Source organism: Mycolicibacterium tusciae, assembly GCF_002086795.1.
Taxonomy (GTDB): Bacteria; Actinomycetota; Actinomycetes; order Mycobacteriales; family Mycobacteriaceae; genus Mycobacterium; species Mycobacterium tusciae.
This window is the reverse complement of record NZ_MVIM01000005.1, coordinates 221,434-235,018: the sequence shown is the minus strand read 5'-3', so window position 1 is coordinate 235,018 and position 13,585 is coordinate 221,434. Positions and strand designations below refer to the sequence as shown.

The following is a 13,585-nucleotide window of genomic DNA, read 5'->3' as shown; positions in this document are numbered from 1 at the left end:
CGCTAGACCGGGTCGAAGGTGTTGATCAACCAGCGGCCATCGATCTTCTTCAGTCCGACCTTGACGCTGCTCGCTGCGAACGAGCCGTCCGGATTCTCCTTGCTGGTGGTGACCTGGTTTACGAACACCAACACTGTGGCGGAGTCGGGATGCATATCTGACACCGCCGCCCGCACTACCGATGCGGCCGTCTTGACCTGCTTTTCCTTGGCCGCAGGAGTGACAATCTGCTCGGTGAATTGCGTGTAATACGACAGAAAGTCGCCGGTCAGATTCGACTTGGCGGCGGCGAAGTCCTTGTCTAGAGACTCCGGCGAATACGACAACAACGCCACGGTGCCATTCTTCGCGGCTTCCAGAGCGACGTTCGTTGCGTCCGCGTTGGTCTGCTGATCTACCCGGTACTGATAGAAGTACAGCCACCCCGCAACGCCGGCGGAGGCAACCAGTGCGACCGCGACGAGGATGGCCCCGATATTGCGGCGGACGATGCCCCGGTCGCCGCCGCGTGCGGGCTTCTCATCGGATTTCTTCTGGGCGGAGGCCTCGGCGCTGCCGTCGCTGGAATCTTCTGTCGATTCGCCGGACTCAGTGATCTCGACGGCTTGGCTACTTTCCTCGGCGGTCGGGTCCTCCGCCGGCACTGTGGTGTTCTCGTCGGCGCTCACGGTACGAACTCGACTTTCGCCATCTTGATCTGTCCGCCGTCCACTCGTTCCAGACTGACCTGCAATCGCCATGCGCGCGGCTCTTGTTTGGCGCCTGAGGAATTGGTCACGCGGGAGGTGGCTGCAACCAGCACGACCGCCTGATTCGGGGTCATCGACTCGACGGCGGCGGCGGTGACGGTCACGTCCGTGATGACTTTCGAATCCTGAGCGACCTTGACGAAATCCGCAGCCTGGTCTTCGAAGTCCGCTTTGAACTGGCCGGTGGTGTTCTCGATGATGCGCTGAACGTTGTCTTCGGCGGTGTTGAAGTCCAGCGACATCAGTGTCACGACTCCCTGTCGCCCAGCGGCGGAGAACTCTGCATTGAGCTGTCGATTCTCGGTTGCCTTCCGGTGCTCGTTCACCATGAGCACACTGGCGGTTATCAATGCGGCGGTGCAGAGGACCGCGAGTGTCATCGCCACCACCTTGACGATGAGCCCCCAGCGGCGTCTCTTCGGAGCGGCCTCCTGGTCGTAGTCAACGCCAGCGCCCTCGACGACGGCCTGGGTCTCAACCGGTTCATCCGCCGTGACCTCGTCGTCGGCCTGGTTCTCCGCCTCCGCCTGCGCTTTGGCTCTGGCCTCGGCTTCCTGCGCCTCACGGCGCAACCGGATCGCCTTTGCCTTCGCGCGCGCCGCGGCCGCAGCGGCTTCGGCCTCGGCCGCCTCGGCTTCGGCCTCCTCGGCCAGTGTCAGCGCATTGTCGGTCGCGCCGTTCGCCTCCTGCGGCGGTTCCTCGGGGCGCTGATCAGTGTCGGTCGCCGACGCGCGGCGCCTGAATGACGGCACAGCGACCTCCTTGTCCGTATGTCTCACTACTCACGAGAATGCCATTTTCTTTTATTGCGTATCGCCGCGACGATACCCTCCACATAAAGGGCGGACCAATGCCGCCCTTCCTGCGGAAATGCTATTTACGCGCTGTGCACGCGCTCAGCTGTGCAGCTTCTTCAAGTCGTCCTTCACCACCTTGCCGGTGGCGTTCAACGGCAGCTTGTCGAGGAACTCTACATACCGGGGCACCTTGAAACCCGCCATTCGTCCGCGGCTCCACTCGATGACGTCGTCGCTGCTCATCGCTGCTGCGTCGGCCTTCAAGACGATGAACGCCTTGCCCACCTGACCCATCCGCTCGTCTGGCACGCCGATAACCGCGGCCTGCGCGATCACCGGATGCTCGAGCAGAAAGCCCTCGATCTCGGCGGGATAGGCGTTGAATCCGCCGACGATGAACATGTCCTTCTTGCGGCCGACGATCCGCAGCCGTCCCGCGGCGTCGAGGGCGCCCAGATCGCCGGTGTGCAGCCACCCGTCGCGATCGATCGCCTCGGCGGTGGCGTCGGGGTCATCGAGGTACCCCTGCATGACGTTGTAGCCACGCACCAACACTTCGCCGTCATCGGCGATCCGCACCTCGACGTCCTCGCACGGCAGGCCCGCCGTGGTCGCGACGTCCTCGGGAGAATCACCGGGCCGCGACAACGTGACGTTGCCCGCCTCGGTGAGCCCGTAGCCCGTCATCAGCGATTCGAAGGGCAGGTCGTCGCGAATGCGCCTGATGAGTTCGACCGGGATGTCTGCGGCGCCCGTAACCGCGGCCCGCAGCGTAACGAGCTTGGTCTTGTCAGCGACCGTGAGTAGCGAGTGGTACAGCGTCGGCGGACCGGGCAGCATCGTGATGTGTTCGGCCGCAACGAGTTCCACCACGCGATCGATGTCGAACACCGCAAGCGGCACCATTGTCGCGCCGCGCAGGAACGACGCGACCAAACCGGCCTTCAACCCGAAGGTGTGGAAGTACGGGTTGATCATCAGGTAGCGGTCACCTTCACGGAGGTCCGCCAGCGTGGCCCACTCCTCGTAGGCTCTTAGCGTCTGCAGATGATTCATCCTGGCGCCCTTGGGCCTGCCGGTCGTGCCCGATGTGAAGATGATGTCGGAGATGTCGTCTCCGCTGACCTGACGATGCAGAGGTGAACCAGAGGCCAGGAAGCCGGACTTCAGGTCGATGACCGGCACCCCGGCGGGCGCGACATAATCCTGGCCCAGGAAGCCCTGTTGGACCATAACGGCCTTGGCCCCACTGCGGACGATGATGTCGCCGGCCTCGTCAGCCTTGAACCGCGTGTTCACCGGGACCAGAACCGCACCCGCGGTCATGATTCCGAACGCGGCGATCATCCATTCCGCGGAGTTTGGCGCCCAGATTGCTACCCGATCGCCCTTCTCGATACCGAAGTCCGCGAAGGCTCCTGCCGCACAACGTATCCGATCGACAACCTCCGAAAAGGTGAGCCGCAGCGGACCGTCGACAACCGCTTCTGCATCGCCGAAGCGGTCCGCTGCGCTCAAGACCATCTCGGGGATGGTCTGGAAGGTTTTTCTACCCGTCACACGGTGACGAGGCGACCGAGGTTGCCGCCCATGATCTTCGCCTGGTCCTCCATGGAGAGGTGCTCGAGCGCGGTCACGTAGTGAGTCGGCTCTGCCAGACCTTCGGGGTGCGGCCAGTCCGAGCCGTAGAGCACCTGGTCGACGCCGATCAGGTTGATCAGATCGTCGATGCCCTCCTCATAGAACGGGCTGACGAAGATGCGGTTCTTGATCTCCTCCATTGGGTTACCCGGGAACGCCTCGGGCGCCTTCTTGTACACCTCGGCCATCGAGTCCAGAAGCGGGAACATCCACTTCGACCCGGCCTCGACGATGCCCACCTTCAACTTCGGGAACCGGAACAGTGCACCGTGAATCACCCAGGAAGCCACCGCATCCTGAATCGGCCGCCACTCGTTGAGGATCGACATCGCGTTGGTCTGGAACGGCAGCATCTCCTGCGCGGCGCCGTCCCACTCCGAGGTGTAGCGGGAGTAACCGCTGTCGCTGGAGTGCATGCCGACGAAGACGTCGTACTCGACGCACTTCTGCCAGAACGGGTCGAACTCAGGCAGCGCGAACGACCGCGGGCCGCGGAACCCGGGCACCGGCGCGGGGCGGATGAGGATCGCGCGGGCACCGCGCTTGACCGCCCAGTCCAACTCCTCGATCGCCTTCTCGACGATGGGCAGGGTGATCACCGGGGTGGTGAAGATGCGGTTCTTGTAGTTGAAGCCCCACACCTCGTGCAGCCACTCGTTGAGCGCGTGGATGATGACGTGGATGGCCAGCGGATCGTCGGAGAGACGCTCCTCGATCAGGCTGGCCAGCGTCGGGAACATCAGCGAGCGGTCGAGACCCAGCTCGTTCATCTTCTCCAGCCGCGGCTCGGGCTCGAAGAACGCCGGAATGGCGCGCATCGGCTCACCGAAGAGTTCGCGCTTGCTCTTGCCGTCGGGGTTTCCGAACTTGAAGTACTCCTCCCAGGCGCCCGGCTTGGCGACCACAGAGAAGGTGGGGTTCGGGATGTAGTTGCTGATCTGGCCCTTCAGCGCGATCTTGGTACGGCCGTTGATCTCGACGTACTGGACGACGTCCTTGTACTCCTTGGGCAGGTACTTGGTCATCGCCTCTGGCGGCTCGTACAGATGATTGTCCGCGTCGAACAGCGGAAACGGAATGTCGACCCGGTGTGACAACTGACCCATGAAAGACTCCTTATCCTCTGACGAGAATCCTATTCTCCTAGCGCGATGGTAACAAGGTTTTCGCCGTAGCGGTAATGACGTTACCGGTGGGGTTGCCTGCTGCTCAGACCTGCAATGACTGCCGGACGCGAAACTTCTGCACCTTGCCGCTCGCAGTACGCGGGTAGTCATCTACCCGGTGCAACTCCTCGGGCCACTTCTGGACCGCGACACCCTGCGCCTTGAAGTGCTCGCGCACCTCGTCAAGCGTCGGCATCTCCTGATCGTCGCGAACCCGCAGCACCGCGGCCGCGCGCTCACCCAGACGGTCATCGGGCACCGCCACCACCACGGCCTCTGCGACCGCCGGCATTCCCAGCAGGACCTCCTCGACCTCCAGCGCGCTGATGTTCTCGCCACCTCGGATGATCACGTCGGCCTTGCGATCGGTGATCGTGAGGTAACCGTCCTCGTCGAGGACACCGACATCGCCGGTGCGGTACCAGCCGTCGGCGTCGAACGCGCTCGCGGTCAGCGCCTCGTCGGTGTAGCCGAGGCACAGGTCTGGACCCCGGCTGAAGATCTCGCCGTCGGGGCCGAGCCGGATCTCCACGCCGGGCCGCACGTCGCCGTCGGTGAACAGACGCTTGTTCTCCGGCGCGCTGCGGCGCGACCCGGTGATCGACGGGTGCTCGGTACTGCCGTAGGAACGGAACACGAACATGCCGAGATCGGCCAGGCGCCGCGTCACTGCCGCCGGAACCGTCGAGCCGCCCAACCCGACCGTCGTGAAGTGGCGCACGTGGTCCGGCGTGCAGTCCGGATGGTCGAGCACGCTCGTGACGAAGTACGGCGGCCCGCCGCCGATCGACAATCCGTCGCGCTCGATGAGTTCGAGTACCCGGGCCGGGTCCCAGACGTCACAAAGATCGATGGGCGCTCCTTCGAGCACCGGGATCAGGAATGCGCCGAGCATCCCGATGAAGTGCCCCACCGGGGTCGCCGTCAACTGCCTGCCGCGGTCGGGCGGGTAGTTCTCGAGAAGCTGACGCGTTTCGAAACCGAGGGTCTGGTGGCTGTGGATGACGCCCTTGGGATTGCTCGTGGTACCCGAGGTGAAGGCGATCAGCGCCGGGCTGGCGGGGTCCGCCGCGATGGTGCCCGGCATGGGGTCGTCCGCAAGAAGGTCGTCGAACGTGTCGCCGACCAGCCCGACGATCGGCACGTCCGCGCAAAGGTCGGCCTGAAAGGTCATGCGGCCGAACTCGGCGGTGGTGATGAAAACCTTCGGCCGTGCCGTCGTCATGATGTGACCGAGTTCTTTGCGCCCGTAGAAGTGCACGATCGGCACGACCACCCCACCCAGGAATGTGGCGGCCCAGAACGCCGCAGCGGCCTCCATCCAGTTGGGCAATTGGATGGCGACGACGTCACCCGCGCCCACGCCGCGCGACCGAAGTCCCGCCGCCAGCCTGCGGGCCTGGGTCTCGACGTCGCCAAAGGTGCCGGAGTACGGCCGCACGGCGGAGTGCACATGAAAGGCAGTCGTAGGATTAGCCGCCAGTCCGCCGGCCACCAGGTCCCCGAGTGTTTCCCGTGTCCACCAACCTTCGGCGACGTAGCGTTTCGTCAGGTACTCAGGGATTTCTCGCATGTATTCGGCTGCACCTCCGCGTCGGGCCCGATGCTATTCTCCGCTAGAGAGAATGCCAATACCGGGAATGGAGAACGCTAGATGGTCGACCTCGAGTTGGACGGCGGCCTGGCGGTCATCACCATCGACCGGCCGCATGCGCGCAACGCCATTTCCCTGGAGACGATGGACCAACTGGAGAAAGCGCTCGACAGCGCCGACGGTGCACGGGCGCTCGTCATCACCGGCGCCGGTGACCGCGCCTTTGTCTCCGGCGGCGACCTCAAGGAACTCAGCGCGTTACGCACCGAGCTCGACGCCTCGGCGATGGCTTTCCGAATGCGGACCATCTGTGACCGGATAGCCGGCTTTCCCGGGCCGACGATCGCGGCATTGAACGGGCACGCACTGGGTGGGGGCGCCGAGTTCGCGGTGTCTGCGGACATCCGGGTCGCCGCCGACGACATCAAGATCGGATTCAACCAGGTGGCGCTGGAGATCATGCCGGCGTGGGGCGGAGCCGAACGTCTCGTCGCGCTGGTGGGTTACAGCCAGGCGCTGCTGCTGGCGGGCAGCGGCACCATCATCGGTGCGGTGGAGGCCGAGCGGTTGGGGCTGGTGGACCGCGTCATCCCGCGGGCATCGTTCGACAGCGGCTGGCGTGATCTCGCCCGCGCAATGGCCGGCCGTCCGGCGGGAGAGATCAAGCGCGTCATGAAGGGCGCGACGACCACGGAGGCTGTCGCAGCCTTTGCGCGCCTGTGGGTTTCAGACGAACACTGGTCAGCCGCCGACAAGGTGATGAAACGCGACAAGTAGCGCGTTCCTTCGCGAAATTGCATTCCAGCAGGGAAAGTGCGAGTGGAGGCCTGCTGGAATGCAATTTCGCGCTAACCCTCAGCCGCCGAGAACGCGGATCGGGTCGCTACCGTCCCAGTCGACCGCGGCATCGCGGACGAATTTGCCCATGCCGGAAGTGATTTCGTTGTCCTCCATGATCTCGATGACGGTGGCGGGACTGTTCGGCGGCTCTACGTAGGCGAACCGTGTTCCCACGTTCTCGTCTCCGAGCCACACCACCGGCCAGCCGGCATCGCGCACTGATGCCATCGTCGCGTCGAAATCCTCAGTCCAGTAAGCCAGTTGGTGGTATCCCGGACCGGCGGCGCGCAGGAACTCGGTATAGATGCTCGGAGTATCGTCTTCCTGCTGGATCAGCTCGAGCTGCATCTCCCCGCTGTTGGCCAACGCCATCGAGATCGTGACCGCACACGGGTCGCCGCGATAGGACGCTCGTATTGGAATACCGCGCATGACGAAGAACGGGCCGACGCCCAGGTCGATCCAAGGGCCGAGCGCTGCATCGAGATCCTCGACGATGTAACCGATCTGCCGGATCGGTCCGGGCAGGATGCTCATGACTGCGGGATCACCGTGACGCCGGACTGCACCCGCGCGATGTGCGTGGACCGCCGCGCGATGCGCCATCCGTCGGGAGTACGGGCTAGTTCGTCGTCGTAATGGCCAAGGGCCTCAACCCAAGTGGCCGGGTCCTCGGGAACCGCCTGCAGATGCGCGAAGACGTAGGATCTGGCGGTGGCGCGATCGCCGTCGACAGTGATCGTGAAATTGGACAGCCGGTGGTAGGTGGGCCCCATCGAGCTGTGGAGCTGCTCCATCAATCCGCTGATGGCATCGACACCCGAATACCGCCCGACCTCGCCGTAGTCACAGTCGACATCCTCTGTCCAGCAGGTGCGCAACAGCGCCCAGTCCTTGAAATCGATTCCGGTGGCGTAGCGGATCAGAACGTCGGCGATCTGCGCTTTGTCGGCATCCACACGGGCAGGCTAACGCGTTGGGTCTGCGTCAGCCACCACGAATGCGAGAAGAACACCGAGTCCCCATCGGCACACATAGGGTGATGACGTGCCCCGTTGGCGCGGCGATCCGGTCGATCGCGTGCTGGTTGCGGCGTCGGAACTCGAACTTCCGCCCGCCGTGTTCAAGACGTGTCCGTGGCAGCCTCGGGAGCTCATCGACACCGGTCTGCGGCAATGGTTGAGGTGTTGCGGCGCGGCTCTGCGCGACGATCAGGTCATCGGGATGCCATCTCACGCCGTGGACGAGGCATGGCACGGCCTGATCCTGTGCACCGTCCGGTACGCCGCGTTCTGCGAAAGGGCGTACGGCCGGTTCCTCCATCACCATCCCGAGGGCGGGGCACCCGCTGGCACCATCACCGATTCGGCGGATGAACAACTGCGCAGGACGGTGATCGCCTGGTCGATGGTGGCGCAGCCGGGTGAGCAATGTGTGCTGTGGGACCTCGACCGGTGTGTCGGGGTGGACCAACCGTGGGGCGTGGATCTCGCGAAGGTGTCAGCGATCGAGGCCGACGTCTCCCGGGTCATGTCGAGCGGCGGCAACGACTGATGCGGACATTGTTCTCTCTAGACGAGAACGCCATTTCCGATTATGGTCACTCCGTGTCCACCCAGAAAGCACTCGCACCCGAGATCTCCACCTGGCCCGATGAGAAGCCGCAGCTGATCGGCAGTCGCTGCGGTGCGTGCGGAGCGACGACGTTTCCCATCCAGCAGCGCTGCCCGCGGTGCAGCAGCGGCGAGATGTCGGATGTTCATCTGCCCCGTCGTGGCACCCTGGTGGCCTGGACAACCCAGGGCTTTCCCCCCGGCGCGCCCTACAAGGGTCCTGCGGGCAAGGACTTCGTGCCGTTCGGCGTCGGCCTGGTACAGCTCGATGATGTGATTCGGGTCGAAGGCCGGCTTACCGAAAACGACCCGCAGAAGCTGGAATTCGGCATGGAGGTCGAGCTGACCATGGTGCCGTTCACCACCGACGACGAGGGCAACGAGATCATCACCTTCGCCTTCCAGCCGGTCTAGAGAGGAAGCCAACGCTATGACGAATGACGTCGCCATCATCGGAGTGGGACTCCATCCGTTCGGCCGGTTCGACAAAACAGCCATGGAGATGGGCGCCGAAGCGATCCAACTGGCGCTCACCGATGCCGGTGTCGAATGGAAGGACATCCAGTTCGGGTTCGGCGGCAGCTACGAGGTGTCCAATCCCGACGCTGTCACCCGGCTGGTGGGGCTGACCGGCATCACGTTCACCAACGTGTTCAACGCGTGCGCGACGGCGGCATCGGCGATTCAGCAGACGGCGGACACCATTCGCCTCGGCAAGTACGACATCGGGATCGCCATCGGGCTGGACAAGCATCCGCGCGGAGCGTTCACCGACGATCCCGCCAAGCTCGCGCTCCCCCAGTGGTACGCGGAGAACGGCCAGTTTGTCACCACGAAGTTCTTCGGCATCAAGGCCAACCACTACATCCACAAGCACGGCATCTCCCAGGAGACGCTGGCGCGGGTGGCCAACAAGAACTTCCGCAATGGTGTGCTGAACCCGAACGCGTTCCGCCGCAAGGAGATCTCGATCGAGGAGATCCTCAACTCCGCGGTGCTTAATTACCCGCTCACCCAGTACATGTTCTGCGCTCCGGACGAGGGGGCGGCCGCGGTGATCATGTGCCGCGGGGACATCGCGCACAAGTTCACCGACAAGCCGGTGTTCGTGCGTGCCAGCGAGATCCGGACCCGCACCTACGGCGCCTACGAGGTGCACGCCACCTCCGCGCCGCTCGACGAGGACCCGTCGCCGACGGTGTACGCCGCCAAGGCGGCCTACGAGGCGGCCGGGATCGGACCCGACGACGTCGACATCGCCCAGCTGCAGGACACCGACGCGGGCGCCGAGGTGATCCACATGGCCGAGACCGGGCTGTGCGCGGACGGCGAACAGGAGAAGCTGCTGGCCGACGGCGCCACCGAGATCCACGGCACCATTCCGATCAACACCGACGGCGGGTTGATCGCCAACGGCGAACCGATCGGCGCCTCGGGTCTACGTCAGGTCCACGAGCTGGTGCGCCAGCTTCGCGGCGAGGCCGGCGACCGGCAGGTCCCCGGCGAGCCGAAGGTCGGGTTGGCCCAGGTCTACGGAGCCCCCGGTACCGCGTCGGCGACCATCCTTTCGGTCTGAGCCAGATCGAGGATTCGGCCCACGGTGCGAAAACATGGTTCTAAAATTCGGGGAATGAAGTTTCCGGCGGACACCCGCGTTTCGACGCCTAAAGCGTTGCTCCGGCTCGCTTCGGCAACTGTTCTGGCCGCCTCGGGCGTCGCCGCGGCGAGCGTGCCAGCCAACGCCCAGGGCCCGCTGCACAACGTCAAATACACGGTGTTCTCCGAGGGACCCGCCTTCCTGAAGATCTTCTACCGCGACGTCGACCCGCCCAACTGGGCCGACTACAGCCACAACCCGTATGCCTACACCCCGAAGGTCGAGGCCGATGTCGGGCCCGACCAGCAGTGGAATCTCGATGTGCAACTAGCCAATCCCGAAGACTGGGCGATGGTCGTCGCGCAGGGCGAACCCGGCTTGACTCCTAACGTCCACTGCGTGCTTGCGATAGACGGAGTCGTCGTCAAAACCCATCAGGGACCCAAGGGCGCGCTCTGCTCGATTCGCAACTGGTGAGAGCTGATTCACGATCAAGCGTCTGTAAGCGGCTCGCCTTCCAGTCGGCGAATCCACTGCTCGCAGTATGCGAACGTCTCGGCGTGGCCGGTGGTCATGCCGAGTGCGCGTTCCATCACCAGACCCTGGGACACACTCGTCGCGAACACCGTCCACACCACTGGCGGAACGTCGTCGGAGGGGACGCCGTAGCGGTCGAGCGCTGCCGCGATCGCCGCGTTCTGTTCAGCGCGGAACCGTTCGGCGTGGTAGACGATCTCGGCTCGCAGCGCTTTGCGGTGATTGGCCAGTCCCATGAATTCCATCGTCAGCCTCGTCGCCTCGGGTTGCGTGCTGAACCTCCACAGCGACCACAACGGCTGCGGGGACTTCAGCGCCGTCTGCAGCACACTGAGCCCGGCTTCGGCCATCCGGCGGAACACCGCGAGGAAGAGATCCTCCATGGTGCGGAAGTAGTAGTGGACCAGCTGGGGTTTGAGTCCGGCCTTCTCGGCGACCCGGCGCGACGTCACCGCGGCGTAGCCCTCTTCGAGAAGCAACTGCTCTGCTGCATCGAGCAATACACCGCGATTCTTCGCCTCCGGCGCCCCGATCCTTCGCAGCCCCCCAGCAGCCTCGGCCATGGCATCAGTCCTCTTTCCCGACGTCGTCTGGTACGACACGCCGATCGTAGTGCCGACCGGCCGCGTGTCCTTGACCCTGACCTTAACGCCATGCTAAGCAGGTGCTCAGCATATTCGGCCAGCCGGCACGCGCGGGCGGCCGATTCAGTCACAGCCACGACGCAGACATGCGCCGACGATGGAGGGCTCACAACACGATGACCACAGATTTCGACTCGGTCGACTACTTCACCGATCCGTCGTTGGTGCCCGACCCGCATCCGTATTACGACCACGTCCGGTCCAAGGATCCGGTGTGCTGTCCGATCAACAACGGCGTGCTCGCGGTCACCGGCTGGGAGGCGGCGAACTCCGTCTACAAGGACACCGAGAACTACTCGTCGTGTGTCGCGGTGATGGGACCGTTCACGCCGCTGCCGTTCACGCCCGAGGGTGACGACATCTGCGCGCAGCTCGAGGAGCACCGCACCGAGATCATCATGCACGAGCACATGGTCACGATGGATCCGCCGCATCACACGGACGCACGCTCCGTCCTGTCGCGGCTGCTGACCCCCAAGCGCCTCAAGGAGAACGAGGACTTCATGTGGCGGCTCGCCGACCGCCACATCGACGAGTTCATCGATGCGGGCCACTGCGAATTCCTGAACGCGTACGCCAAACCGTTCTCGCTGCTGGTGGTCGCCGACCTCCTCGGCGTGCCCGAGGAGGACCACGAAGATTTCCGTCAGGCATTCGGCGCCCAGGGCGAGGGAACCAACATCGGCAGCCTCGACCACGAGGTCATTGCCGTGAACCCGCTCGCGTGGGCGGACGAGAAGTTCTCCCAGTACATCGAGGAGCGTCGCGAGTCGCCTCGCGACGACGTGTTGACGTCGATTGCGACCGCGAAGTACCCCGACGGCTCCATCCCCGAGGTGGTCGACGTCGTTCGCACTGCCACGTTCCTGTTCGCCGCCGGGCAGGAGACGACCGCCAAGCTGCTCGGCGCGGCGATGCGTGTGCTCAGCGACCGGCCCGACATCCAGCAGCAGCTGCGCGACGACCGCAGCCTCATCCCGGTGTTCGTCGAGGAGTGCCTTCGGATGGACAGCCCGGTCAAGAGCGTGTTCCGGATGGCCCGCAAGACAACCACACTCGGCGACACCCCGGTGCCCGCCGGAACCACGGTCATGGTCAGCCCCGGCGCCGCCAACCGTGATCCTCAGCGCTTCGAGAACCCGCACGAGTTCTCCCTCGAGCGCAAGAACGTGCGCGAGCACATTGCGTTCAGCCGGGGCATTCACTCGTGCCCGGGCGCTCCCCTGGCACGGGTGGAAGGCAGGGTCTCGATCGAGCGGCTTCTCGACCGGTTGGCCGACATCACCGTCAGCGAGGAGAAGCACGGGCCGATCGGCGCGAGGCGGTACGTCTACGAGCCTACGTTCATCCTGCGCGGGCTGACGGAGATCAACATCGAGTTCAGGCCTGCCGGGTAGGCGATCAGGGGGCGGGGCGGAGTTGTTCTCCGCTTTCCCATCTCGGGAATCCGTCCTCGCGCGTAACGCAACTGAGGAACATGCCGTCGGGTGCCTGGGCGACCTCACCGTCGTAGCCGGCGCAATCGCTCATGTAGTCCTTGATTCCGCGCATCTCCGGCGACCGAAACCAGCGCGGTTCGTAGCGCCTCGGCGTTCCGCAGAAAACCAGTCGGCCCCATGAGGTCACGCCGAAGGAGTAGTACTTGGTGTTGTTGCAATATGACCCCAGCACGACACCCGGCATGATGCCCGGTACACAGCTGGGCTCATTGCATTGGGTCGGTCCTGCGGACGCCGCGGGCGGCGCGATGATCGAACCTGCGGTCAGGGCTGCAGCAAGCACTGCGATGGCGGATCGCACCACATCATTCTCACATGAGTGGGAACCAAATTCTCGCTTTCGAAGAGGATCGCTACCGGCCGAGATAGGCTTTAGAGCCATGCGAGGACACAAGATCGCCGCAGTCGCAGCAGCAGCTGTTGCCGTCGCCGCGACGGTGAGCGCCACACCGGTCGCGCACGCATCGGACTTCGGGAACGAGCTCAACGGCACCTACCGCTACTACGCGAACGGTGACTTCGCCTTGGTCAACGACGTCCGCAAGGACATGCCGACGATCGACGAGACGTGGACGCTGTCCTCGAGCTGTGTCAGCCCAGTCGAATGCGAAGGGACGGCAGTGAGTTCGGCGGGGTGGACCGCGCGGCTGTGGTACGGCTACCCGAACGTCTACTGGGTCGTCGACCGCAACATCCCCGAATGGCAGTCCTGCCCCGGCGGGGGCGTCGCGCCGGGAGAGCAACGGTTTCAATTCTGGGGATTCGACCCGTTGCCTGGCGAACGCAACATGAAGATCACGAACTTCCTGGTGGGCCGCCAGCGGACGAACAGCCCCAGCGGCTCATGCGGCAGGAACCAGCCCCTCGTGATCGAAACGCCGATGAAGCTCGAGCAGATTGGCTAGGGC

16 protein-coding genes are annotated in these 13,585 nt (G+C 64.4%); 7 read left to right on the top strand and 9 right to left on the bottom strand.

The genetic code is table 11. The features are described 5' to 3' along the window. Nucleotides 1-2 precede the first annotated feature (2 nt). The 5 genes from BST47_RS12000 to BST47_RS11980 all read right to left on the bottom strand — a co-directional run bounded on the left by BST47_RS12000 (nucleotide 3) and on the right by BST47_RS11980 (nucleotide 5,926). Complete coding sequence (locus BST47_RS12000) at nucleotides 3-668, bottom strand: Rv1363c family protein (protein WP_107528938.1); 666 nt, start codon at nucleotides 666-668, stop codon at nucleotides 3-5. Beyond that, entirely contained in the window at nucleotides 665-1,501 is an 837-nt protein-coding gene (locus BST47_RS11995) for an Rv1363c family protein (RefSeq protein WP_083125759.1), read from the bottom strand. Before BST47_RS11995 ends, BST47_RS12000 begins: the two co-directional genes overlap by 4 nt. A 144-nt stretch (nucleotides 1,502-1,645) precedes the next feature. Continuing rightward, the gene (locus tag BST47_RS11990) at nucleotides 1,646-3,106 is read right to left on the bottom strand and encodes a FadD3 family acyl-CoA ligase (RefSeq protein ID WP_083125758.1); all 1,461 of its coding nucleotides are present in this window, start codon (nucleotides 3,104-3,106) and stop codon (nucleotides 1,646-1,648) included. Next, on the bottom strand, nucleotides 3,103-4,293 hold the full coding sequence (locus tag BST47_RS11985) for an amidohydrolase family protein (RefSeq protein ID WP_006241329.1): 1,191 nt from the start codon (nucleotides 4,291-4,293) through the stop codon (nucleotides 3,103-3,105). Before BST47_RS11985 ends, BST47_RS11990 begins: the two co-directional genes overlap by 4 nt. Before the next feature lie 103 nt (nucleotides 4,294-4,396). Next, on the bottom strand, nucleotides 4,397-5,926 hold the full coding sequence (locus tag BST47_RS11980; RefSeq protein WP_083125757.1) for an AMP-binding protein: 1,530 nt from the start codon (nucleotides 5,924-5,926) through the stop codon (nucleotides 4,397-4,399). A gap of 81 nt (nucleotides 5,927-6,007) precedes the next feature. Here BST47_RS11980 and BST47_RS11975 point away from each other — a divergent pair, with 81 nt between their 5' ends. After that, entirely contained in the window at nucleotides 6,008-6,724 is a 717-nt protein-coding gene (locus BST47_RS11975) for an enoyl-CoA hydratase/isomerase family protein (RefSeq protein WP_083125756.1), read from the top strand. Between the two features lie 78 nt (nucleotides 6,725-6,802). Here BST47_RS11975 and BST47_RS11970 read toward each other — a convergent pair whose 3' ends face one another. Continuing rightward, complete coding sequence (locus BST47_RS11970; protein WP_083125755.1) at nucleotides 6,803-7,324, bottom strand: VOC family protein; 522 nt, start codon at nucleotides 7,322-7,324, stop codon at nucleotides 6,803-6,805. Then, entirely contained in the window at nucleotides 7,321-7,746 is a 426-nt protein-coding gene (locus BST47_RS11965; RefSeq protein WP_083125754.1) for a nuclear transport factor 2 family protein, read from the bottom strand. Before BST47_RS11965 ends, BST47_RS11970 begins: the two co-directional genes overlap by 4 nt. Before the next feature lie 88 nt (nucleotides 7,747-7,834). Between BST47_RS11965 and BST47_RS11960 the strand changes: the two genes are divergently transcribed. The 4 genes from BST47_RS11960 to BST47_RS11945 are packed head-to-tail and all read left to right on the top strand — an operon-like array spanning nucleotide 7,835 to nucleotide 10,474. Then, nucleotides 7,835-8,341 (top strand): UCP032817 domain-containing protein, encoded by a 507-nt coding sequence (locus BST47_RS11960; RefSeq protein ID WP_083125753.1) that lies wholly within the window; start codon nucleotides 7,835-7,837, stop codon nucleotides 8,339-8,341. Next, the gene (locus tag BST47_RS11955) at nucleotides 8,341-8,814 is read left to right on the top strand and encodes a Zn-ribbon domain-containing OB-fold protein (RefSeq protein ID WP_234809668.1); all 474 of its coding nucleotides are present in this window, start codon (nucleotides 8,341-8,343) and stop codon (nucleotides 8,812-8,814) included. The genes BST47_RS11960 and BST47_RS11955 overlap by 1 nt, the downstream gene beginning before the upstream one ends. Nucleotides 8,815-8,830: 16 nt before the next feature. Further along, entirely contained in the window at nucleotides 8,831-9,976 is a 1,146-nt protein-coding gene (locus tag BST47_RS11950) for a thiolase family protein (protein WP_083125752.1), read from the top strand. A 54-nt stretch (nucleotides 9,977-10,030) separates the two neighbouring features. Beyond that, nucleotides 10,031-10,474, top strand: a complete 444-nt coding sequence (locus BST47_RS11945; RefSeq protein ID WP_083125751.1) for an Rv2576c family protein — start codon at nucleotides 10,031-10,033, stop codon at nucleotides 10,472-10,474. A gap of 14 nt (nucleotides 10,475-10,488) precedes the next feature. Here BST47_RS11945 and BST47_RS11940 read toward each other — a convergent pair whose 3' ends face one another. Then, on the bottom strand, nucleotides 10,489-11,097 hold the full coding sequence (locus tag BST47_RS11940) for a TetR/AcrR family transcriptional regulator (protein ID WP_083125750.1): 609 nt from the start codon (nucleotides 11,095-11,097) through the stop codon (nucleotides 10,489-10,491). 197 nt (nucleotides 11,098-11,294) lie between these two features. Between BST47_RS11940 and BST47_RS11935 the strand changes: the two genes are divergently transcribed. Further along, entirely contained in the window at nucleotides 11,295-12,575 is a 1,281-nt protein-coding gene (locus tag BST47_RS11935) for a cytochrome P450 (RefSeq protein WP_083125749.1), read from the top strand. A 4-nt stretch (nucleotides 12,576-12,579) separates the two neighbouring features. On the opposite strand, the gene BST47_RS11930 is transcribed toward BST47_RS11935, so the two are convergent. After that, nucleotides 12,580-12,978 carry a hypothetical protein gene (locus tag BST47_RS11930; protein ID WP_083125864.1) on the bottom strand — a complete coding sequence of 133 codons (399 nt, stop codon included), beginning with the start codon at nucleotides 12,976-12,978 and terminating at the stop codon, nucleotides 12,580-12,582. Between the two features lie 79 nt (nucleotides 12,979-13,057). Here BST47_RS11930 and BST47_RS11925 point away from each other — a divergent pair, with 79 nt between their 5' ends. Next, complete coding sequence (locus tag BST47_RS11925; protein ID WP_083125748.1) at nucleotides 13,058-13,582, top strand: Rv2253/PknI dimerization domain-containing protein; 525 nt, start codon at nucleotides 13,058-13,060, stop codon at nucleotides 13,580-13,582. Nucleotides 13,583-13,585: the final 3 nt, after the last annotated feature.

Coding starts and splice junctions, on each gene's coding strand:
- BST47_RS11985 (WP_006241329.1), bottom strand. CDS start 4,293: ATGGGTCAGTTGTCACACCGGGTCGACATTCCGTTTCCGCTGTTCGAC.
- BST47_RS11980 (WP_083125757.1), bottom strand. CDS start 5,926: ATGCGAGAAATCCCTGAGTACCTGACGAAACGCTACGTCGCCGAAGGT.
- BST47_RS11975 (WP_083125756.1), top strand. CDS start 6,008: ATGGTCGACCTCGAGTTGGACGGCGGCCTGGCGGTCATCACCATCGAC.
- BST47_RS11970 (WP_083125755.1), bottom strand. CDS start 7,324: ATGAGCATCCTGCCCGGACCGATCCGGCAGATCGGTTACATCGTCGAG.
- BST47_RS11955 (WP_234809668.1), top strand. CDS start 8,341: ATGCGGACATTGTTCTCTCTAGACGAGAACGCCATTTCCGATTATGGT.
- BST47_RS11950 (WP_083125752.1), top strand. CDS start 8,831: ATGACGAATGACGTCGCCATCATCGGAGTGGGACTCCATCCGTTCGGC.
- BST47_RS11945 (WP_083125751.1), top strand. CDS start 10,031: ATGAAGTTTCCGGCGGACACCCGCGTTTCGACGCCTAAAGCGTTGCTC.
- BST47_RS11940 (WP_083125750.1), bottom strand. CDS start 11,097: ATGGCCGAGGCTGCTGGGGGGCTGCGAAGGATCGGGGCGCCGGAGGCG.
- BST47_RS11935 (WP_083125749.1), top strand. CDS start 11,295: ATGACCACAGATTTCGACTCGGTCGACTACTTCACCGATCCGTCGTTG.
- BST47_RS11925 (WP_083125748.1), top strand. CDS start 13,058: ATGCGAGGACACAAGATCGCCGCAGTCGCAGCAGCAGCTGTTGCCGTC.